Annotated in this window: 13 protein-coding genes and 1 pseudogene; 6 read left to right on the top strand and 8 right to left on the bottom strand. The window is 74.1% G+C overall.

What is annotated here, in order from left to right; all coding sequences use genetic code 11:
* The first annotated feature begins 77 nt into the window (after positions 1–77).
* Positions 78–1,676 (top strand): glycosyltransferase family 39 protein, encoded by a 1,599-nt coding sequence (locus ACWCPN_RS03945; RefSeq protein ID WP_451202229.1) that lies wholly within the window; start codon positions 78–80, stop codon positions 1,674–1,676.
* Here ACWCPN_RS03945 and ACWCPN_RS03940 read toward each other — a convergent pair.
* Positions 1,624–2,133 (bottom strand): MarR family winged helix-turn-helix transcriptional regulator, encoded by a 510-nt coding sequence (locus tag ACWCPN_RS03940; RefSeq protein ID WP_365126790.1) that lies wholly within the window; start codon positions 2,131–2,133, stop codon positions 1,624–1,626. The genes ACWCPN_RS03945 and ACWCPN_RS03940 overlap by 53 nt on opposite strands.
* A gap of 126 nt (positions 2,134–2,259) precedes the next feature.
* Between ACWCPN_RS03940 and ACWCPN_RS03935 the strand changes: the two genes are divergently transcribed.
* Positions 2,260–2,673, top strand: coding sequence for an organic hydroperoxide resistance protein (locus tag ACWCPN_RS03935; protein WP_199210759.1), 414 nt, complete (start codon positions 2,260–2,262; stop codon positions 2,671–2,673).
* A gap of 9 nt (positions 2,674–2,682) precedes the next feature.
* On the opposite strand, the gene ACWCPN_RS03930 is transcribed toward ACWCPN_RS03935, so the two are convergent.
* From ACWCPN_RS03930 to ACWCPN_RS03900, 7 genes are all read right to left on the bottom strand, one after another.
* Positions 2,683–4,923, bottom strand: coding sequence for a bifunctional glycosyltransferase/CDP-glycerol:glycerophosphate glycerophosphotransferase (locus ACWCPN_RS03930; RefSeq protein WP_451202227.1), 2,241 nt, complete (start codon positions 4,921–4,923; stop codon positions 2,683–2,685).
* Positions 4,924–4,926: 3 nt separating this feature from the next.
* Positions 4,927–7,128, bottom strand: a complete 2,202-nt coding sequence (locus tag ACWCPN_RS03925; protein ID WP_451202225.1) for a bifunctional glycosyltransferase/CDP-glycerol:glycerophosphate glycerophosphotransferase — start codon at positions 7,126–7,128, stop codon at positions 4,927–4,929.
* Positions 7,129–7,289: 161 nt separating this feature from the next.
* Positions 7,290–9,545, bottom strand: a complete 2,256-nt coding sequence (locus ACWCPN_RS03920) for a bifunctional glycosyltransferase/CDP-glycerol:glycerophosphate glycerophosphotransferase (protein ID WP_451202224.1) — start codon at positions 9,543–9,545, stop codon at positions 7,290–7,292.
* 165 nt (positions 9,546–9,710) lie between these two features.
* The gene (locus ACWCPN_RS03915; RefSeq protein WP_451202223.1) at positions 9,711–10,622 is read right to left on the bottom strand and encodes a carbohydrate ABC transporter permease; all 912 of its coding nucleotides are present in this window, start codon (positions 10,620–10,622) and stop codon (positions 9,711–9,713) included.
* On the bottom strand, positions 10,619–11,962 hold the full coding sequence (locus tag ACWCPN_RS03910) for a carbohydrate ABC transporter permease (protein WP_365126802.1): 1,344 nt from the start codon (positions 11,960–11,962) through the stop codon (positions 10,619–10,621). Before ACWCPN_RS03910 ends, ACWCPN_RS03915 begins: the two co-directional genes overlap by 4 nt.
* Positions 11,963–11,969: 7 nt before the next feature.
* Positions 11,970–13,349 (bottom strand): ABC transporter substrate-binding protein, encoded by a 1,380-nt coding sequence (locus ACWCPN_RS03905; RefSeq protein WP_451202221.1) that lies wholly within the window; start codon positions 13,347–13,349, stop codon positions 11,970–11,972.
* Between the two features lie 184 nt (positions 13,350–13,533).
* Complete coding sequence (locus tag ACWCPN_RS03900; RefSeq protein WP_451202220.1) at positions 13,534–17,142, bottom strand: FHA domain-containing protein; 3,609 nt, start codon at positions 17,140–17,142, stop codon at positions 13,534–13,536.
* Between the two features lie 395 nt (positions 17,143–17,537).
* Here ACWCPN_RS03900 and ACWCPN_RS03895 point away from each other — a divergent pair, with 395 nt between their 5' ends.
* The 4 genes and pseudogenes from ACWCPN_RS03895 to ACWCPN_RS03880 form a co-directional block, all read left to right on the top strand.
* The gene (locus tag ACWCPN_RS03895; protein ID WP_451202219.1) at positions 17,538–19,223 is read left to right on the top strand and encodes a serine/threonine-protein kinase; all 1,686 of its coding nucleotides are present in this window, start codon (positions 17,538–17,540) and stop codon (positions 19,221–19,223) included.
* A 174-nt stretch (positions 19,224–19,397) separates the two neighbouring features.
* Positions 19,398–20,624 carry a serine/threonine-protein kinase gene (locus ACWCPN_RS03890; RefSeq protein WP_451202218.1) on the top strand — a complete coding sequence of 409 codons (1,227 nt, stop codon included), beginning with the start codon at positions 19,398–19,400 and terminating at the stop codon, positions 20,622–20,624.
* Between the two features lie 88 nt (positions 20,625–20,712).
* The gene (gene prfB / locus ACWCPN_RS03885) at positions 20,713–21,819 is read left to right on the top strand and encodes a peptide chain release factor 2 (protein WP_451202216.1); all 1,107 of its coding nucleotides are present in this window, start codon (positions 20,713–20,715) and stop codon (positions 21,817–21,819) included.
* Positions 21,820–22,109: 290 nt separating this feature from the next.
* A pseudogene (locus ACWCPN_RS03880) lies at positions 22,110–22,342 on the top strand (hypothetical protein); the annotation flags it as partial.

Genomic DNA, 22,342 nt, shown 5'->3' with positions numbered 1-22,342 from the left:
ATCCGGGCGGATGGTGTATTCCTGCCGATACGCCGTCATTCCCCGGCAAAGGTTGGCTAATCGCAAAAGATCTAGCCGTGGTGAACCTCGGGTCCCCCCTGAAGCCGAAACCGCAGCTGCACGGGGCGGCGGCGTCCGCCGGGCCGGTCGCCGCCCGGACGGGCCGGCGGGAGCGTTTCCGGCGGGCCGCCGCCGTGTGCGTGCCCGCGCTGGTGATGGCCGCGCTCGGCTGCTGGCGGCTCGACCGGGGCGGGATGTGGCGCGACGAGGCCGTCACCTTCCAGGTGGCCCGCCGCACGGTGCCGCAGATCTGGCGGCTGCTGCACGGCGTGGACGCGGTGCACGGCCTGTACTACCTCCTCATGCACGCCGTCCTGGCCGTCCACCCCGGCGAGGTCGTCCTCAGGCTGCCGTCCGTGTGCGCGGCGGCGCTGACCGCCGGCCTGGTCGCCGCACTCGGCACCCGGCTGGCGCGCCCGCGCGTCGGGCTCTGGGCCGGGCTGCTGTACGCCGTCTCGCCGATGGCCGGTCACTACGCCCAGGAGGGCCGCTCCTACGCGCTGGTCGCGGCCGGCGCCACGGCGGCGACGCTGCTGCTCGTGCGGGCCCTGCGCGGCGGTACCTGGTGGGCCTACGGCACGGTCGTCGCCCTCACCTGCTGGCTGCACGAGTTCGCGGTGCTGCTGCTCCCCGCCCACGCGCTGTCGCTGGCCCTGACCCGGGTGGGGCCCCGGGTGTGGCGGGGCTGGGGGTGCGCGGCCGCCGTGACGGGGCTCGGGCTGCTGCCGCTGGTGCTCGCGTCCAGGGCCCAGTCGGCGCAGGTGGCGTGGCTGCGACCGCCGACGCCCGCGACGGCGCGGGGGCTGCTGCGCACGTTCCTCGGGCCGACGGACGGGGTGTTCTGGGTGTGCCTGGGCCTGGCCCTGGTGGGACTCCTGGCACGGGCCGGGCGGCGGGGCGGGCCGACGTGCGCGGGTGTCGCCGCGCCGCTGGCCGTGGTGCCGCCGGCCGCGCTGATGCTGGTGTCGCAGATGTCGCCGCTGTACGTCGACCGGTACGTGCTCTACGCCCTGTCGGGCGCGCCGCTGCTGGTGGCGGCGGGGGCCGACCGGCTGCTGTCGTTCCGCGTGCACGCCCCCCTCGCCACCCTGGCCGGTGCCGTGGCGGTCCTGCTGGCGCTGACCCACCAGTTCCCCCTGCTCCGCGCCGACCGCGACCCGGCCCGCCGCCCCGACGACCTCGCCGCCGTCGCCCGCGCCGCCGACCGGGAACTGCGGCCGGGGGACTCCGTGCTGTTCCTGCCGGCGCGGACACGGAACGCGGCCCTCACCTACCCGGCGGCCTTCCGCGGCACCCGGGACCTGGCACTGGTGGAGCCGGCCGCCGAGTCCGGGACCCTCTACGGACGGGAAACGGGACCGACGGGCCTGCGTCACCGGCTGGCCCGGCTGGAGCGCGTCTGGGTGGTCGCCGACCGCGATGTGCTGGCCGGACGGTGGACGCCGGGCAGCCCCGTCGAACGGGCCAAAACGGCCGTACTGGCGGGGGAGTTCGCGCCGGCCGAGGAGTCCGTGCGGGGCGAGGTGGCCGTGCGGCTCTACGTCCGCCGGGCCCTCCCCGTCCTCAGCGGGGCTCCGCGGCCTCCGCGAGTGCCGCCGCGTCCAGCGCGCCGGTGAGCCGGTCCAGGCGCTCGCGCAGCTCGCCGATCTCCGCCAGTTCGAAGCCCGTGGCCGCCGCGATGCGGCGCGGCACCTCGAGGGCCCGCTCGCGCAGGGCCGCGCCCTGCCCGGTCAGCCGCACCTGCACCGAGCGCTCGTCGTGCGCGCTGCGCTCACGCGTGACCAGGCCGGCCGTTTCGAGCCGCTTGACCAGCGGCGACAGCGTCCCGGAGTCGAGCCGCAGATGCTCCCCGAGCTTCTTCACCGGCAGATCGCCGTGCTCCCACAGCACGAGCAGCACCAGGTACTGCGGGTAGGTGAGCCCGAGGTCCTTGAGCAGCACGCGGTACACGCCGTTGAAGGCGCGGGACGCCGCGTGCAGCGAGAAGCAGATCTGGCGGTCCAGCCGCAGCCACTCGGAGTCCGGGGCGGCTTCGGCTGCCGGCGGGGGCGGCGGGGTCGGCGAGGCGCTCATGGCTCCAGGGTAGCTCTTTCAGGCCATTTAGTTGTGCACAATTTAATTGTGTGCTCTACTTGTGGCCGTGAGGCGGCCCGACCGGAGCCGCCGGAACACAAACCGACTTCCAGAGGGATGGTCTTCATGGACGCGCTCTACACCGCTGTCGCCACCGCCACCCACGGCCGCGACGGTCGTGCCGTCTCCTCCGACGGCAAGATCGACGTCAAGCTGGCCCCGCCGGTGGAGCTGGGCGGCGACGGCCAGGGCACCAACCCCGAGCAGCTCTTCGCCGCCGGTTACGCCGCCTGCTTCGGCAGCGCCCTCGGCCTCGTCGGCCGGCAGGCGAAGGTCGACGTCACCGACGCGGCGGTGACCGCCGAGGTCGGCATCGGCAAGCAGGGCGAGGGCTTCGGCCTGAAGGTGACGCTGCGCGTGGAGCTGCCCGAGACCGTGGACGAGGCGACCGGCCGCAAGCTGGTCGAGACCGCCCACCAGGTCTGCCCCTACTCCAACGCCACCCGCGGCAACATCGAGGTCGACCTCGTCATCGAGTAGCCGGACCCGTCACCGGCGACCGGCCGGCCTCGCTTCCGGGGCCGCCGGCTCGCCGCCGACCGCCTGGCCGGGGATCCGCACGGACCCCGGCCAGGCCGGCATGGACTCGCCGAGCAGCAGCGTCCGTACGACCCGCTCGGCGGCCCGCCCGTCGTCGAACTCGCAGTACCGGGCCCGGAAGTCCGCCCGCAGCCGCTGCGACTCCTCGTCCCGCCACGCCCCGGACGTGAACTGCCACACCAGCTCGCGGTAGGAGCGGGACACATGGCCCGGCGCCTCCGCGGTGATGTCGAGATAGGCGCCCCGGCTCGCGGAGTACGCGGCCCAGTCGTCGGCGTGCACCACGATCGGCCGGTCCAGGACGGCGTAGTCGAACATCAGCGACGAGTAGTCCGTGACCAGCACGTCCGAGGCCAGCATCACCTCCTCGACGTGCGGCTCGTCCGTCGCGTCGACCACGACCCCGCGCCGGGCCAGTTCGGTCAGACCCATGCCGCGCGCCGGACCGGCCGCCAGTGTCGGGTGCAGCCGGACCACGAGGGTGCTGCCCTCCCCGAGGTCGGCCGCGAACCCGGCCAGGTCGATCCGGTCCACGTGCCCGCCGCGCCGGTAGTCCCGGCGGGTCGGCGCGTACAGCACCACCGTGTGGTCCGCCGGGATGCCGTGCCGCAGCCGGAAGGCGGCGCCCGCGTCGCCGGCCGCGCCGACCAGCACGTCGTTGCGCGGGCTGCCGGTGCGTACCGAGGTGAAGTGGCAGGGGTAGGCCCGCTCCCAGACCAGCTCCGAATGGCGGTTGGCGACCAGGCTGTAGTCCCAGCGGTCGGCCCGGCGCAGCATCTGCGGCACGTCGAAACCCAGCCGGGCGCCGGGCTTGTCCAGCAGGTCGGCGCCCATGTACTTCAGCGGCGTGCCCTGATGGGTGTGGATGTGCACGCTGCCGGGCCGTTTGGCCAGCGCACCGGGCCAGTTGACGTCGTTGACGAAGAACTTGGCGCGCGCGGTGATCTCCAGACAGCGCCGCGAGTCCACGAGCACGTGCTCGACGCCGGCCGGCAGCCGCCCGGCGGCCTCCTCGTCGCGCACCACCCACACCCCGCGCAGCCGCGGGGCGATCTCCAGCGCCTTGCGGTAGACGGCGGCCGGATCGCCCAGCACACCCCGGTGCGAGGACGCCGAGTACACCACCAGGCTCTCGTCCAGCGGCCGGTGCGCGTGCAGAGCGGCCCAGCCGCGCCGGGCCCGGGCGCCGACGGCCCGCCGGGCCGGCGCCGCCCGCCGTACGGCCTCCCGGCCGGCCCGCCCCGCCTGCCGCTTCAGCAGGTACCGCGCGTAGCCGCCCTCCAGCACGGCGACCTCACCGTCCACGAGGGCTCCCTCGGGCCGGTACCGGCGGAACATCCGCGCCGTGCGCCGGAAGAACTCGGCCCGGTCCGCCGGCGGCAGCCGGTCCGGCTTGGCGAGGATGTCCAGGCAGTGCTCACCCATCTTGCGGTGCAGGTAGGGCCGCCAGCCGGCCAGCTCCGGGCGCCCGTCCACGAAGGCGAGGACCCGCTCGTACTGGTCGTGGATGTCGAAGTGCTTGCGGCTGGTGGTGGACAGGATGTTGCCCTGCCGGCGCTGCCGGTAGTTCAGGCAGATCCGGTCCAGCGCGGCGATCCGCCGGGCGCTGAGCATGACCGGGAAGGTCCACGGGGTGTCCTCGTAGTACCCGGGCGGGAACTCGAAGCCGTTCTCCTCGACGAAGTCGCGCCGGTAGACCTTGTTCCACACCACCATCAGCAGATCGAGGATCTCCGGCCGGCCGGCGGCCGTGAAGGTCTCGGCGCCGGCCTCGGCGAGCACGTGCGCCAGGGCGTTGCGCCGGGTGCCGCCCCACCAGTAGGTGCGCGCGTAGTCGAAGACCAGCACGTCCGGGTCGTCGGCCTCCGTCAGCCGGTCGGCCATGGCGCGCAGCGCGCCCGGGGTGAGCGTGTCGTCGCTGTCCAGGAAGAACAGGTAGTCGCCGGTGGCGTGCGGCAGCCCGGCGTTGCGGGCCCGGCCGAGACCGGCGTTCTCCGGCAGGTGCAGCACCTCCACCCGCGGGTCGCGGGCGGCGTACTCGTCCAGGATCGCGCCGCAGCCGTCCGGGGAGCGGTCGTCCACGGCGATCAGCTCGAAGTCGCCGAAGGACTGCCGCAGCACCGAGTCCAGGCACTCGCGCAGGAAGCCCTGCACCTTGAAACAGGGGACGATGAGACTGAAGCGGGGCACGGGTCAGCTCCTCACGAGGGTCGCGGCGGCGGGGGCGGGGACGCGTTCCGCGAGCGGGATCACCGGCGGGATCGCCTCGGGCGGCTCCCCGAGCAGCACCCGCCGTACGACGCGTTCGGCGGCCAGCCCGTCGTCGAACAGACAGAACCGCTCCCGGAACGCGGCTCGCAGCGCCGTGGACTCCGGCCCCGCCCAGGAGCCGTCGGCGAAGATCCGGGCCAGCTCACCGGCGGTCCGGGCGACCGGCCCCGGCGGCTCCGCCGGCAGGTCGAAGTAGACGCCCCGCGTCTCCCGGTAGACCTCCCAGTCGTCGGCGTACACCACGATCGGCCGGTCCAGGTCGGCGTAGTCGAACATGATCGAGGAGTAGTCCGTGACCAGCGCGTCCGCCGCCAGGCACACGTCCTCCGAGGAGCGGTGCGCGGTGACGTCGATGACCCGGCCGGAACCCGCCGGGCGCCCCCGGTCGTAGAAGTAGTGGGCGCGCAGCAGTACGACGACGTCCTCGCCGGCCGCCTCGCAGAACGCCTCCAGGTCCAGGCCGGGTTCGAACCCGGTGTGGTGGTCGCGGTGGGTCGGCGCGTACAGCACGGCCGTCGCTCCCTCGGGCACGCCCAGTTCGCGGCGGACCCGGGCGACGTCCTCGGCGGTCGCCGTGAAGTAGACGTCGTTGCGCGGATAGCCGTACTCCAGGTGCTCGTACGAGCCGGGGAAGGCGCGCTCCCACATCTGCGTGGAGTGGCTGTTGGACGACAGGTTGAAGTCCCAGCGGTCCACCCGGCCCAGCAGCTTCGTGAAGCTGCCGGACCGCGCCGCCACCACCGGGTACGTCGACTGGTCCACCCCCATCGTCTTCAGCGGCGTGCCGTGCTGGGTCTGCAGGTGCACGCTGCCCGGCCGCTTCACCACGCCCTCGGCGAAGTTGGCGTTGTTGACCAGGTACGTGGCGCGGGCCAGCACCTCCCAGTAGCGGCGGGAGCCGATCACGGCGTACTCGACGCCCTCCGGCATCGCATGGGCCTGGTCCGCCTCGACCAGGAACACCGAGCGGATGTGCGGGGCGAGTTCCCGTGCCTTGGCGTGGATCGCGGCCGGGTTGCAGGCGTATCCGCGGCCCCAGTACGCGCAGAACACCGCGAGCCGGGGATCCAGGGGACGGCGCAGCTCACGGGCGTAGCGCAGCCGGGTGCGCAGCATGCGCGGGCGCGGCAGCCGCTCGGCGGTCCGGGACGCCACCCGGTTGGCGCCCCGCAGTGCCCGGAACGCGGTGTACGCGCCCGTCGCCAGGAGCCGGTGCTGCACCCCCAGGCTGCCGGCGGGTGCGTGGTACCCGCCCGGCCGGTGCTTGCGGTGGAGCCGCCCGGCCCGGCGGAAGAACGCGCGGTGCCCGGAGGGCAGCCGCTCCGGGCGGGACGCCGTCCGCAGCACGTGCGCGAAGAGCTGGTCGAACAGGGCCCGCGCCCGCTCGGCGGACACCCCTGCCACGGCCGCCCGGGTCAGCACCAGCTCCACCTGGTCCAGCAGCGTGTGCTGGTGCGGCCCGGGCAGGTTGAGCCGGCTGCCCTGGCGGCGCGAGCGGTGCCGTACGACGGCCCGGCGCAGCACCGCGATGCGCTCGGCGGCGACGCCGGCCAGCCCGCTCCAGCCGACGTCGGTGAAGTGGCCCTCGGGGAAGAGGAGTCCGTGCTCGGTGAGGAAGGTCCGGCGGTAGGCGGTGCCCCACACCGGGAGCCGCAGGCCGGTCAGCTCCGGGAACCGGTCCGGGGCGAAGGCCCCCTTCGGCGCCTTCGCCAGCAGCGTCCCGGCCGGGTTGGCCGGCTCGCCCTCCCACCAGGGGGTCCGCTCGTGCTCGGTGTACAGCACGTCCACGCCCGCGGTCTCGGTCAGCCGCGCGTCCAGGGCCGCCAGCGCACCCGGCAGCAGCAGGTCGTCGCCGTCGAGGAACAGTACGTAGGCGCCGCCCGCCGCCCGCATCCCGGCGTTGCGCGCCCCGCTCAGACCGGCGGACGGCGGCGAGTGGACCGGGGTCACCCGGGAGTCCCGCTCGGCGAGCGCGGCGGCGACCGCGGCGGCCGGGGAGTCCGGTCCGTCGCAGACCGGGATCAGCTCGAGGTCGCCGAGGGACTGGCCCAGGACGGAGTCCAGCGCCTGGGACAGCCGGCCGGCGACCCCGTGGGACGGGACGATGATGCTGAAGCGGGGCATTCTGCTCTTTCCGTTGTCTTACCGGCGCGCGTTGTCCTGCCGGCCCGCGTCGTCCTGCCGAAGCGGCCCGGCCGTCCGGCGGGACGCCAGGTGGACGGGCGGACCGGAGTGGGCCGCGTCGTACTGAGGGGCATCGGGACTCCCGGCAGGACCAACGCTGTTCAGCGGCTCTCGGTGACGGGGCGCGGGCCGGAAGGTTGCGGCACGCTGGCGAGCGGGGAACGGGCGAGCGCCGCGGCGGCCGACGGCACCGGCCTGCGCTCGGCGAGCGGGACGAACGCAGGCAGCCGCTCCGTCTCGCCCAGTACGACCCGCCGTACGACCCGCTCGGCGGCGTGCCCGTCGTCGTACGGGCAGAACCGCTCCCGGAAGGCCGCCCGCAGCCGGCCGGAGCCGGAGTCGCGCCACCGGCCGGAGGCGAAGACGTCGATCAGCTCTTCCTCACCGGCGGCGACCGCGCCCGGCGGGAAGGCGCGCAGGTCGAAGTAGACCCCCCTTGTCGCCGCGTAGACGTCCCAGTCCCCGGTGTGCACGACGATCGGCCGGTCCAGGCACGCGTAGTCGAACATCAGGGACGAGCAGTCGGTGAGCAGCGCGTCCGAGGCCAGGCAGAGGGACGCCACGTCCGGGTGTCCGGAGACGTCGACGATGTGGCCGCCCTCCTCCGGGGAGCCGCCCCGCGGGGCGGGGGAGCGGTCGAGGACGACGAAGCGCGGTCCGAGCCGGCGCTGGATCCGCTCCAGGTCGAGCAGTGGGAGCTGGGTGCGGCGGTGGTCGCGGTGGGCGGGCGCGTACAGGACGGCGACCGCGCCCTCCGGCACGCCCAGCGACTCGCGCAGCCGGGCCACGTCCGCCGGGGTGGCCCGCTGGAAGACGTCGTTGCGCGGCGAGCCGTACTCCAGCGTGGTGTAGCGGCCCGGGTACACGCGCTCCCAGGTCAGGGTGGTGTGCCGGTTGCCGGACAGCACGTGGTCCCACTGGTCGACGGCCCGCAGAAGTTGCTCGAAGTCGGTGCCCCCGGCGGCCGCCGGACGCTCCTGCAGGTCCAGGCCCCGGTGCCCGAGCGGGGTGCCCTGCTCGGTCTGGACGAAGACCTGGCCCGGGCGCTTGCGCAGTCCGGGACCGAAGTGGCCGTCGTGCACGAGGTACTTGGAGCGGGCCAGCGCCGTCCAGTGACCGGCCGTGCCCGGGAGCAGCCGGCGCGGTCCGGGCGGAACCGCGTGCTGGTGCTCCGGGCGGACGATCCAGGCGGTGCGGATGTGCGGGGCGTGCGTGCGGAACGCCTCCTCCAGCGCGCCCGGCCCCCCGCCGGGCCCTTCCTGGGAGGCGAACACCGCGCGGTCGGCGCGCAGCGGAAGGCGGAGCTGGATCCGGTAGTGCAGCCGGAGCGCGCCGGCCCGCAGGCCGCGGGTGAGCCTCCGCGCGTGCGTCAGCGAGCGGCGCCGGAGGGCCGCGGCCAGTCGCAGGGCGCCGAAGGTGCGGTGCAGGCCGAAGCGGACCAGGGTGTGCCGCAGCCGGGAGCGGGCCGGCACCCCGGCGCCGGGGACGCGGTAACGGCGGTGGTGGGCCCGGGCCCGGCGCATGAACTCGGCGCGGCTGCCGCGCGGCAGCCGGTCCCGGCGGCTGAGGACCGTGACGAAGTGGTCGATCATCCGGCCGAACAGCTCCGGACGCCAGCGATCGAGTTCGGGATGCCGCTCGACGTAGGCGAACACCCGGTCGTACTGCTCGAAGACGTCGAAGTGCCTGCGGCTGGTGGTGCCCAGGATGTTGCCCCGCCGGCGCTGCCGGTAGTGCACGCACACCCGGTCCAGGGTGGCGATCGACTCCGCCGCCATCAGGGCCGGGAAGGTCCAGGGAGTGTCCTCGTAGTAGCCGGGCGGGAACGCGAAGCCCCGCTCCGTCACGAACTCCCGCCGGTACGCCTTGTTCCAGGCGACCATCAGCACCCGCAGCAGCCCCGGGCGGTCCTCCAGGCGGAACGGCGCCGGGCCCCGCTCGGTGAGGTGGGCGGCCACCTGGTTGCGGACCGTCCCGCCGTCCCAGAAGGTGCGCGCGTAGTCGAAGACCAGGACGTCCGGCTCGTCGGTCTCCTTGATCCGGTCGGCGATCGCGCGCAGCGCGTCCGGGGTGAGCGTGTCGTCGCTGTCCAGGAAGAGCAGGTAGTCGCCCGTGGCCCGGGCCATGCCCGTGTTGCGGGCGGGGCCGAGACCCTGGTTCTCCTGGAGGTGCACGACCTGCACCCGGGCGTCGCGGGACGCGTACTCGTCGGCGATGGCGCCGCAGGCGTCCGGGGAGCAGTCGTCCACCACGATCAGTTCGAGATCGGGGTAGGACTGGGAGAGCACCGAGTCCAGACACTCGGACAGATACGCCTGGACCTGGTACGCGGGGACAATCACAGTGAACCTGGGCACGGGACATCCATGGGTCGGTCGGCACGGGCGTCTGGCCCGGGAACGGCCGATGGAGTGAATTGGTTACGGCGCGTACGGCGTTCGGGGGACAGCACGAACACCTCGGCTACACGCCGAGGGGCGGGCCCCGGCGGGCCCGCCCCACGAAGTCCGTCCCAAGCGCCGCTACTTGACCGCGCCGGCCATCACCCCGGAGACGAACTGCCGCTGGAACGCGAAGAACACGGCCAGCGGGATCACCATCGAGATGAACGCGCCGGGCGCCAGCACGTCGATGTTGTTGCCGAACTGCCGTACCTGCGTCTGCAGGGCGACCGTGATCGGCTGCGAGCCGGACTTGGTGAACACCAGCGCGACCAGCATGTCGTTCCACACCCACAGGAACTGGAAGATGCCGAGGCTCGCGATCGCGGGCCCGCCGAGCGGCATCACCACCCGTGTGAACACACGCAGTTCACCCGCGCCGTCCAGACGGGCCGCCTCGAGGAGTTCCCTGGGGATCTCCGCGAAGAAGTTGCGCAGCAGGAACACCGCGAACGGCAGGCCGAAGCCGACGTGGAACAGGATCACCCCGAGAATGGTCCCGAACAGGCCGATCTCGCCGAACAGTTCGGCGATCGGGATCAGTGCCACCTGCACCGGCACCACCAGCAGGCTGACCACGCCGAGGAACCACCAGTCCCGGCCCGGGAACTCCATCCAGGCGAACGCGTAACCGGCGAGCGAGCCGATCACCACGACCAGGACGGTCGCCGGGACCGTGATCAGCACGGTGTTCACCAGGGAGTTGGTGATGTCGCCGTTCTCCAGCAGCTTCTGGTAGCTGTCGAAGGTCAGCTGGGACGGCTTGGCGAACACCTGCCACCAGCCGCTCGCGCTCATGTCCTCCGGCGCGCGCAGCGAGGAGATGAGCAGGCCGACGGTCGGCACCAGCCAGAACAGGCCCACGAGGAGCAGGAAGAAGCGGACCAGCCCGCCGCCGAGCCGCCCGGTGATCCGCGCGGCCCACGACTGCGGGGCCCGCACGGCCGTGTCGGTGGGTTTCACCTTCCCGATCCTTCCGGCAGTCGCGGTCATCGCCGCACCTCCCGCCTGAGCCGGCGGATGTTGAACAGCATCACCGGGATGACCAGCAGCAGCAGGAACACCGCGATCGCGCTGGCGATGCCCGGCTGGCCCTCCGCGAAGCCCTTGCGGTACAGCTCGAGGGCCAGCACGTTGGCGTCGTCCTGGGAGGAGCCGGGGGCGATGATGTAGACGAGGTCGAAGACCTTCAGCACGTTGATCATCAGCGTGACCACGACCACCGCGAGGACCGGCGCGAGCAGCGGCACGGTGACCTTGCGGAACACCTGCCACTCGGTGGCGCCGTCCACGCGCGCCGCCTCCAGCAGTTCCCGGGGGACGCCCGCGAGCCCCGCCGCGATCAGCACCATCGCGAAGCCCGCCCACATCCACACGTACGACCCGATCACGGCCGGGGTGACCAGCGCCGGGCCGAGCCAGTCGACGCCGTTGTACGGCTCCTTGAAGTTGCTCGCAGGCAGCCGGAGCAGCGCCCCGTCGGCCGACGCGGGCAGCGTGAAGGTGCCGTCGCCGGCGGCCTCCGCGGAGGCCACCACCTTGCCGTCCTTCACCGCCTCGATCCGCATTCCGGCGTAACCGAGTTCGGAGGGGTCGGGCGAGCCCAGCCGGCCGACGCCCTTGCCGCGCGTGAAGTCCTGCCAGGTGGTGCCGGTGATCCTCCCCGGCTCGGCCCCGGCGGCCACGGCCTTCTTCGCGCCGTCCGGCATCTGGTCCGGGGCCACCCCGACGAGCGGGAGCGCGACCGGCTGCCCGGCGTGCACGGGGGCCGAGGTGACGAACCCGCCCGCGTCCGCCTTCAGCGGCGACTCACGGCCCGGGTGCGCCTTCGGGAACGCCGACGACTGGGCGAAGGTGTCGTGCACCCCCACCCACACCGCGTTGGCGACCCCCTTGTCCGGGTCCTGGTCGTACACCAGCCGGAAGATGATCCCGGCCGCCAGCATCGAGATCGCCATCGGCATGAAGACGACCAGCTTGAACGCCGTTCCCCAGCGCACCCGTTCGGTCAGCACCGCGAAGATCAGGCCGAGCGCGGTGGAGACCGTGGGCGCGAACACCACCCAGATGATGTTGTTCTTCAGGGCCGTGCGGATGCCGTCGTCCGTGAACAGCGCCTTGTAGTTGTCGAACCCGGCGAAGCCGTCGCCGGAGGCGTTGTAGAAGCTGCGGACGACCGAGTACCCGATCGGGTAGACCACGAGCGCGCCGAGCAGCACCAGGGCGGGCAGCAGGAACAGGGCTGCCACGGTCCGGCGGGTGCCGGTCACGCTCTTGCGGCTCTTGGGCGCGGCCGGGCCCGGTGGGGCCCCGGCCGCCGCTGCCGACGCCATGGCCGGATCAGCTCCCGTTCCCGTACGCGGCCGCCGCGTCCTTCTCGAGCTGTGCCTGGGCGCCCGCCACGTCCTTCGGGTTCTTCAGGAAGTCCTGCAGGTCCTTCCACTCGCCCTTGCCGGGGGTGCCGCCGAACGCCTGCGGGGCCTGGTCGGACATGTCGAAGCGGAAGTCGTCGCCGGAGGCGATCAGCGACTTGGCGATGGTGCGCTGCACCTCGTTCGGGTACGCCGACTCCGGCACGTTCCTGTTCGGCGAGAGGTAGCCGCCGAGCCTGGCCTGGATGGTCGCCGCGTCCGGGGAGGCCAGGAAGGTGGCCAGGGCCTGGGCCGCCTTGGAGTCCTTCAGCACGACGGCCGCGTCACCGCCGGAGACCACCGGCGCGTCGGAACCCACGGCCGGGAACGGGAACACCTTCGCGTCCGTGCCCACCTTCGCCTTGGTGTCGCCGATGTTGACCTGCGCGAAGTCGCCCTCGTAGACCATGGCGGCCTTCGGCTGGTCGCCGCCGGTGAAGGTCTGGGTCACGGAGGCCGGGAACTCGGTCTGCAGCGCGCCGTCCGCGCCGCCCGCCACGTAGTCCTTCTTGCCCCAGATCTGGGCGAGCGTGGTGAGCGCCTGCTTCACCGACGGGTCGGTCCACTTGATCTTGTGCTGGGCGAGCTGGTCGTACTTCTCCGGGCCGGCCTGGGACAGATAGACGTTCTCGAACCAGTCCGTCAGCGTCCAGCCGTCGGCGCCGCCGACCGAGAACGGGGTGACCCCGGAGTCGTACACCGCCTGCGCGGTGGTCAGCAGGTCCTGCCAGTTCTTGGGTTCCTTGGCGCCCGCGTTCTCGAACGCCTTGGCGTTGTACCAGATCAGCGACTTGTTGGCGGCCTTGTAGTAGACGCCGTAGCTCTTGCCGTCGACCTTGCCGATGTCCTGCCAGCCCTGCGAGTAGTTCTTCCGCAGCTCCTTGAGCGCGTCCGCGCCGAGCGGCTTCGCCCAGCCCTTCTGCACGGCCTGCTTGATCGCGCCCGGCTGCGGCAGCAGCGCCACGTCCGGCGGCTGACCGCCCGCGATCTTGGAGCCGAGGAAGTTGATGATCGGGTCCTGCGCGGGGACGAACGTCACCTTCGCGCCGGTGCGCTTCTCGAACTCGGCGAGGACCTTCTTGAAGTTCGCCTGTTCGGTGCCGGTCCAGACGGCGGCGACCTCCAGCTTCGCGCCGTTCAGCTTCGGCAGGTCGAGGGTGGAGCCGGTGGCCTCGCCGCCCGTGTCGCCGTCGCCCTTCTTGTCGCTGTCGCCGCCGGAGCAGGCGGTCAGCGCGAGGGCTCCCGCGAGCAGTGCGGCGAGCGTGGTGACGGCCCTGTGTGTCCGGATGGTGCCGCTGTTGCTGCGCATCACTTCCCCGTTCGTCGTTCTCCGTTGAACGTCAGAACTCTGTCCCGTCGGGTCCGGTCTACGCCGGGCCGGACGCAGGCGGCAAGAGCGCCTGCGCCGTCCAGCGGTCCATCGTGACCGGCTCGTGATCGGCGGGGTATGCGTGGCGTTGCGGGACGGTCCGCCGGAGCGGCGAGGGCATCCGTCAGAGCAGCGAGGGCACCTGGGCCGCGGCGACCTCGCGGGCCGCCCGCTGCACCGCGCTGGCCAGCAGGGCCAGGTCGGTCGGGCCGTTGCCCAGCTCCCGCACCGGCCGACGGGCCGGCGGATCGCCCATGCGCTGCCACTCCAGCGGCACCACCGTGGGCCGCTGGGTCGCGGTGCGCGGGATACGGCCGGTCACCCGGCCGCCCTGGAAGCCGACCGCCCGTCCGTCCGGGTACGTCAGCCGGCCGCGCCCCGGCGCCGGTTCCCCGCCTGGCTCGCCGCCCCGCTCGGCCGCGATCGCGCCGGTGCGCCCGGCGGCGGGCGCGTCCAGCGCGATGCGCAGGGTGGCGCGCCTGGCCGGTTCCGTCTCCGCCGTACGGCCGCCCGCGCCGGCTGTCGCCACCAGGTGCACCCCGAGCCGCTCGCCCTCCCGGGCCACCGCCTCCAGCGCCCGCAGCACCGACCCGGCGGCGGGCCGGCCCGGCGAGCCGAGCGCGGGGGAGACCAGCGCGTCCAGGTCGTCGACGACCACCACGAGCCGGGGCAGCGGCGGCGCGGCCTCGGCGCGCTGCCGTGAGGCGCCACCGGGCCGCAGCCGCAGCGTGGAACTGGGCGGCGCCTCTATGTCCCCGGTCGGATCCGCCGGGCCGGCGGCTGGTCGGGAGCCGGCGGGGCGGCCGTTCGCGGTGCGCTGCGCGACGATCCGGCCCTGCGTCTCGTGCCCGCTGTGCCACTGGGCGAAGTCCGTCAGCCCCAGCAGCTCCGCGCGCCGCTTCAGCTCCGCCGTCAGCGACTGCGCGAACTCCCGCATGCGTACGGGGTCGTTGGCCACGAGGTGGGTCGTCACATGGGGTATGTCCGTGCAGACGCGCAGCCCTTCGCCGTGTCCCGCGCCGGTGCCGACGCCGTCCCGGCCGTCGATCAGCACCATGCCCAGCCGGTCGGGCCGCTCGGCCGCGGCGAGCGAGGCGGCCACCGTTCGCAGCAGCTCGGTACGGCCGCTGCCGGCCGGCCCCTCGATCAGCAGATGCGGCCCGTCGGCGACCAGGTCGACGGTGAGCGGTCCGTGCGGTCCGGCTCCCAGCACCGCCCTGGCCCGGCCGGCCGGGGACGCCGTGTCGTCGGCCGCGTCCGCCCAGCGGGCCATCAGCGAGGCGGGGGTGGCCCGGGCCAGCCCCAGCTCGTCCAGCAGCCGCGCGGAGGCCGGCAGCGGCACGGCCACGCGCGCGTGCGGCTCGGCGAGCGGGCCGTCCGGCCGCAGCGGCGCCAGGGCCCGCGCGAACCGCTCGGCCCAGGCGGGGGAGACGGCGTCGACGGTGGCGAGGGTGCCCGGGCCGACCGGCCCGGTGGGTGCCACCCGCATCAGATGGAGCGCGCCGGCGACGTCACCGCCGAGCAGGGCGACGGCCCCGCAGTGCCGGAAGGTGGGCGTTGCCTCGCAGGCCGCCTCGTAGGTCCGGGTCACGGGCGAGGCGGGGGAGGCGGGCTCGGTCTCGGCGAGGCACACCACGTGGATCCCGGCCCGCGGCCCGGCCACGGCCAGCCGCGCCAGGGACTCCCGCAGGGCCGCGCCCCCGGGGTCCCCGTCCACGACGACGACCGTGTACGGCCCCGGGAAACCGCCGGTCCCGGCCGGCCCGGCGTCCTCCCTGGCCCACGAGGGGCGGCGCGCCGCCGCCTCGGACCGGGCGTCCGCGGGACCGGGAGCGGGCGGCGGGGCCGGGGCGACGTCGCGTGCCCCGCCCGGTCCGGCGTGACCGCCCGCCGGGGAGGTGAGAGGGGCCGCAGTGCCGAACGCCGTGCCGGTGGCGGAGTCCGGTCCGCCGGGGAAGGCCGGGTCCGGGTGGATGGCGTGGGCCGCCGGGTCCGGGTGGGCGCGGTGGCCCGGGTCCCTGTGGGCGTCGTGCTGCCTCGGACCCGGTACGGAGGCGGTGGCGGTGTGCGCGGTGCCAGCGGTCCCGGGGGCGCCGCGCCCGTCCGGGGCCGTCCGGGGCTGGGCCGCGCCCCGGCCCGTCGCCGCGTACTCCTCGACCCGGCGCAGCAGTTCCTCCGTGCGCGCCGCCGCCTGTTCACGGTCGTGGGCGAGCAGCAGGCGGCAGTCCTGGCCGTGGCCGGGACGGACGTGCGGCAGCCAGCCGAGCCAGGACCACTCGGCCGTGCGCTCCGCCACCGGGCGGGCGCGGTCCGCGCTGATCAGCACGATCTCCAGCAGGTCGGGGGAGTGCAGCGCGGCGAGCTGGGCCAGCACCGCGCGGGCCAGCCCGGACAGCCTGGGGCGCGGCCCCGCCAGGCCCAGCGCGCCCGCCTCGCGCAGCGCGGCGGTCACCGGGACGGCGGGCAGCACGCCCGAGCCGTCCGGCGCGCCCCGGTCGGCCGTGCCGAGCCGCACGGTCAGCGCCTCCGGATGCCCCGGCCCCCGCTCCCACAGCCGGGGGCCCGGCCCCAGCGCGGTCAGCAGCAGCGCGGCCGGGTCCGGCCAGGTCTCGGGCCGCTGGGCGGCGCCGGTGCTCCCGGCGGAGATCCCGCCCGGCACCGTGCCGTACTCCTCGGGACCGGCGGGCGACTGCTCCCCGCGTCCGCCCGCCAGCCGGCGCGCCCACGCGCCGAGCCCGCCGCGCCGCCGCACCCCCGGCGGGACGCCGGTGCCCCGCGGCGGTGAGCCCTCGGGGGTGCCGCGGCCGGTGTCCTCGGCGAACGCGGTACGGGAGTGGGCGTCGACGCCGTGCGGCCCGGCGTGCGTGTCCCCGCCGCCGGCGCCGTACGGAGCGCCGAGGCTCTCCGCGCCCGGGGCCCCGGCCTGCCCGGGTACCAGGGGCGCCACGCGGTCGTGGCCGGCGCCGTGGTCCGCCGAGCCGTACGTGTGCCGGGTGGGCCCGGCCGGGTCCGTACCGCCCCCGGCGGCCGGCGGCTCCACGCGCGCGTGCCCCGGTTCCCGGGGGAGCACCCGCAGGCACCCCTCCCCGTCCGGCACCGTCGCCGTGCGTGCCCCCGGTCCCCCGGACGGCGTAACCCGCAGGGCGGACTCGCCGATCCGCAGCAGCGCGCCCGCGGGGAACCGCACCGCGCGCTCCCCGACGCGCGTGCCGTCCAGGGCGGTGCCGTTCGTGGAGCCGAGGTCGGTGACCGAGACGCTGCCGTCGGCGCCGACCGTGACCGCGCAGTGCAGCCGGGAGACGTCCGGGTCGTCCAGCGGTACGTCGGCGTCGGCGGAACGGCCGACGGTGATCCGGCCGCCGTGCAGCAGATGGACCCCGCCCGCGTCCGGCCCGGCGACCACGTGCAACTGGGTCGGGGCGTCGTCCAGCTCGGGATGCGGCTCGGGGGCCGCTGGAGCGCCCAGGGACAGCACGGCGCCGTCGACCAGCGGGGGCTCGCCCAGGACGCGGCGGCGCGCGTCCAGCCGCTCCGCGCCCGCGTACAGCACCACCGGGGCGCCGCCGGTGTCCCGGCCCGCGCCGCCCTCTCCGGCGACCGCCGTGGCCAGTCCCGACGCCACCGCGGCCAGATCCGTGCCCGCGGGGGCCGTCACCAGCACGTCGCGGCTCACGGCACGGCCCCGCTGCGGGGACGGGCCCAGCGGATCTACGACGGTCAGCCGGATCTGCATCGCCGTCAGCGGTCCCTTCTGCCCGGGCGCGGACTACCCCACCCCCCGCACGAGCACGTCGGCCAGTACTGCACGCATCCTCGCACCTGTCACTGACAACGTGCCCACGACCCGGTGCCAAGTGATCTTGATTGGTCAGCTCTGCCCCCAAAAGTGCCTGACCAGTGGTGCGCCGATGATCAGTTGAGATCGGTCACGTACGGCACCTGGCAACCGGGGGACCGGAGCGAGCGTCTTCCCTTCGAACCGGAACCCCTGGAGCCACGGCCCGACGGGCGGGGTCCGGGCGGACCGGCGAACATCGTCGGGAACGCTTACGTAGTGCCCTGTGGACCGGCACTACAGTGGGTCGGAACACCAGAACACCGGCAAGCAAGCAGCAGGGAGCGCGTGACGTGCGGCCAGTCGGCAGCAAGTACCTGCTCGAGGAGCCGCTCGGACGCGGCGCCACGGGCACCGTCTGGCGTGCCCGCCAGCGCGAGACGGCAGGCGCCGAGGCGGCCGTGCCCGGCCAGCCGGGCGAGACGGTCGCGATCAAGGTCCTCAAGGAGGAGCTGGCGAGCGACCCGGACATCGTGATGCGCTTCCTGCGCGAGCGCTCCGTCCTGCTCAGGCTCACCCACCCGAACATCGTGCGGGTCCGCGACCTGGTCGTCGAGGGCGATCTGCTGGCCCTCGTCATGGACCTCGTCGACGGTCCCGACCTGCACCGCTATCTGCGCGAGAACGGCCCCTTCACGCCGGTCGCCGCCGCGCTGATGACCGCGCAGATCGCCGACGCCCTCGCCGCGAGCCACGCCGACGGCGTCGTGCACCGGGACCTGAAGCCCGCCAACGTGCTGCTCCAGCAGTACGAGGGCCGGATGCACCCGATGCTGACCGACTTCGGCATCGCCCGCCTCGCCGACTCCCCGGGCCTGACCCGCACCCACGAGTTCGTCGGCACGCCCGCGTACGTCGCGCCGGAGTCCGCCGAGGGCCGCCCGCAGACCTCCGCGGTCGACGTGTACGGCGCCGGCATCCTGCTGTACGAGCTGGTCACCGGCCGCCCGCCGTTCTCCGGCGGCAGCGCCCTCGAAGTGCTGCACCAGCACCTGAGCGCCGAGCCGCGCCGCCCCTCCACCGTCCCGGACCCGCTGTGGACGGTCATGGAGCGCTGCCTGCGCAAGAACCCCGACGAGCGGCCCAGCGCGGAGAACCTCGCCCGCGGGCTGCGGGTCGTCGCCGAGGGCGTCGGCGTGCACGCGAACTCCGCGCAGATCGCCGCCGCCGAGGGCGTGGGCGCCCTGCTCGCCCCCGACCCGGCCCCGGCCGCCGTCCCGGGGGTGCCCGGCGCCGCCGACCCCACCCAGGTACTGCCGACGAACGCGCCCCAGGGCGGGTACGACCCCAACTCCGCGACCAGCGTCCTGCCGCACACCGGCGGCCCGGCCGGGGCCGCCGACCCCACCGCCGTCCTGCCGAACACCGGCGCGGCGGACCCGACGGCGGTGCTGCCGAACACCGGCCCGCAGGGACAGCAGCCCGACCAGCCGCACCCCTGGCAGAACCAGCTCCGCGCCGCCCGGGACCGCAACGAGCAGACGCAGGTCCAGTACATCGACCCCGACGAGGACCCGCTGCGCCGCCGTCCTCAGCGCCAGGTCGCCCGGCCGCAGCAGCAGCGCCAGGCCCAGCAGGGACGCCCGCAGCAGCCGCAGCCGCGCGGCAGGCAGCAGCCGCACGCCGGATACGGCTACCCGGACCAGCAGCCCCAGCAGTACGCCCCGCAGCGCCGGCCGCAACGCCAGCCGCAGCGGTACGCGCCCCCCGCCCCGGAGCCGCAGCGCCCCGCGCGCGAGCCCCGGGCGCCGCGGCAGCGCAGCGCCAACCCGATGAAGATCCCCGGACTCGGCTGCCTCAAGGGCTGCCTGTTCACGATCGTCATCCTGGTCGTCGCGAGCTGGCTGGTCTGGGAGCTGACCCCGCTGCACACCTGGGTCGGCCAGGGCCGGGGCTACTGGTCCCAGCTCAGCGACTGGGCCGGCAAGGTGGGCGACTGGATCAAGCAGCTCGACAGTTCCTCCAACAGCGGCAACTGAACGCCAGTTAGGGAATTTGTCGACTTCCGGCGGGTGATTTCCGCCTCGGCGGTGAAGGTTGGCTCACTCGACGCGTAGTTTTGTCGCCCAGGGGTCCTGGTCCGCCGGCCAGGAGTCCGGGGGTCGCCCTCCGGGATGACGCAGCGGCGACAACACGCGTCGGTAGGAGCAGTCTTGGCACGGAAGATCGGCAGCCGGTACACCGCGAACCAGATCCTGGGGCGGGGCAGTGCCGGCACGGTGTGGCTGGGCGAGGGACCGGAGGGGCCCGTCGCGATCAAGCTGCTGCGTGAGGACCTCGCGTCCGACCAGGAACTCGTCGGGCGCTTCGTGCAGGAGCGCACCGCGCTGCTCGGCCTGGAGCACCCGCACATCGTCTCCGTGCGCGACCTGGTGGTCGACGGCAACGACCTCGCCCTGGTCATGGACCTGGTGCGCGGCACCGACCTGCGCACCCGCCTGGAGCGCGAGCGGCGGCTCTCGCCGGAGTCGGCCGTGGCGATCGTCGCGGACGTCGCCGACGGGCTCGCGGCCGCCCACGCGGCCGGCGTCGTCCACCGGGACGTGAAGCCCGAGAACATCCTGCTCGACATGCAGGGCCCGCTCGGCCCCGGCGGGTCCCACCCGGCGCTGCTCACCGACTTCGGCGTGGCCAAGCTGATCGACTCCCCGAAGCGGACCCTGGCCACGAAGATCATCGGCACCCCGGACTACCTGGCCCCGGAGATCGTCGAGGGCCTGCCGCCGCGCGCCGCCGTGGACATCTACGCGCTGGCCACGGTGCTCTACGAACTCCTCGCGGGCTTCACGCCGTTCGGCGGCGGCCACCCCGGCGCGGTGCTGCGCAGGCACGTCACCGAGACCGTCGTACCGCTGCCCGGCATCCCCGAGGAGCTGTGGGCGCTGCTCGTGCAGTGTCTGGCCAAGGCGCCCGCCTCCCGGCTGCGCGCCTCGGAGCTGGCGGCACGGCTGCGGGAGCAGCTGCCCCTGCTGGCCGGCATGCCCCCGCTGGACGTGGACGAGCCGGACGCGGAGTCCGCCGACGACGCCGAGGACCAGCCGGCGCGGGACGCGGCCGGGGACGAACCGGTACGGCGGCGGGGCGCGGTCTCCCTGGTGCCCGGCGCCAGACCCGACTCCAACCGGGACACCCACACCTCGATGCGGGTCCCGGCCCCGGACGAGCTGGCGGGCGGGGCCCACGGCACGGCCCGGGCGCCGCGCGCGGCGGGAGCGCCCCGGCCGGGCTCGGCCCGGCACCGGGCCGCGGTGCGGCGGCGCCGGATCACGCTGGGCGTGGCGGGGGTGGTGCTGGCCGCCGCCGTCGGGGTGGGGGCCTGGGCGGCGGCGTCGGGCGACGACGAACCCCCGGCGGACACCCACAGCACGTCGACACCGTGACGCGGCGGACGGGGGCGGCACCGGTCGCCCACAGGTTCGGCCGAGCCGCCCTGCCCTGGCCGCTCGGCGGAGCCGTTACGCTGGATGCGTGGCAGTCGTCGATGTATCCGAAGAGCTGAAGTCCCTCTCCTCGACCATGGAGTCGATCGAGGCCGTCCTGGACCTCGACAGGATGAGGGCAGACATCGCCGTGCTCGAGGAGCAGGCGGCCGCGCCGTCCCTGTGGGACAACCCGGACGAGGCGCAGAAGATCACCAGCAAGCTCTCCCACCTCCAGGCCGAGGTCAGGAAGGCGGAGGGGCTGCGCGGCCGGATCGACGATCTCGCCGTCCTCTTCGAGATGGCCGAGGAGGAGGAGGACCCGGACACCCGCGCCGAGGCCGAGTCCGAGCTGGTCCTCGTCCGCAAGGCGCTGGACGAGATGGAGGTCCGGACGCTGCTCAGCGGTGAGTACGACGCCCGTGAGGCGCTCGTCAACATCCGCGCCGAGGCCGGTGGCGTCGACGCCGCCGACTTCGCCGAGAAGCTCCAGCGCATGTACCTGCGCTGGGCCGAGCAGCGCGGCTACAAGACCGAGGTCTACGAGACGTCGTACGCGGAGGAGGCGGGCATCAAGTCCACCACCTTCGCCGTGCAGGCGCCGTACGCCTACGGCACCCTCTCCGTCGAGCAGGGCACCCACCGCCTGGTGCGCATCTCGCCCTACGACAACCAGGGACGCCGCCAGACCTCCTTCGCGGGCGTGGAGATCCTCCCCGTGGTCGAGCAGACCGACCACGTCGAGATCGACGAGTCGGACCTCCGGGTGGACGTCTACCGGTCCTCCGGGCCCGGCGGCCAGGGCGTGAACACCACCGACTCCGCGGTGCGCCTCACCCACATCCCCACCGGCATCGTCGTCTCCTGCCAGAACGAGCGGTCGCAGATCCAGAACAAGGCGACCGCGATGAACGTCCTCCAGGCCAAGCTGCTGGAGCGGCGCCGCCAGGAGGAGCAGGCCAAGATGGACGCCCTCAAGGGCGACGGCGGCAACTCCTGGGGCAACCAGATGCGTTCCTACGTGCTGCACCCCTACCAGATGGTCAAGGACCTGCGTACCGAGCACGAGGTGGGCAACCCCGAGGCCGTCTTCAACGGCGAGATCGACGGGTTCCTGGAGGCCGGCATTCGCTGGCGCAAGCAGCAGGAGAAGTAACTTTGTCGACATGACAACTGCCGCCCTTGGGGCGGCAGTTGTCGTTTGTCTGGGTTTTACATCACACTCACAGGTTCCAAGTCGCGGCAAACGCCGCTCCGTCGGACATTGCGCCCGCAACGGCCTTGACGATGCTCAGAAAAGTCGGAAGGGTGAAGCGTGGCATGCGTATCTCTGGGGCGCATGTGAACCGGGGGAATTGACGCAGATCTCGTCACGGCTGCCCCCGTCGATCACGGCAAGCCCCACGCGCCGCCTCATCGACGACAGCTACTGGGGGTAGCAACCACATGACGAAGAAGACGCGGATCCGGGTCGCGCGGATAGCCGCCGGCGCCGTGATCGCGGCCGGCGCCTCGCTCACCGCGGCGGGCGCCGCCTCGGCCCTGGACCTCGGCGTCCAGGCCGGGCCGATCACTCTGGGTGTGAGCACGGAGGGCGGAGAGGACGACGGCGGGACCGGCTGCGACCCGATCGGTGTCTGCGACACCACTGGTGGCGACAGCAGCTCCGGCGGTGACAG

This window comes from Streptomyces sp. NPDC002386, from assembly GCF_053593175.1.
Note: the sequence above shows the minus strand (reverse complement) of the source record. Positions and strands in the feature narration are given on the sequence as shown.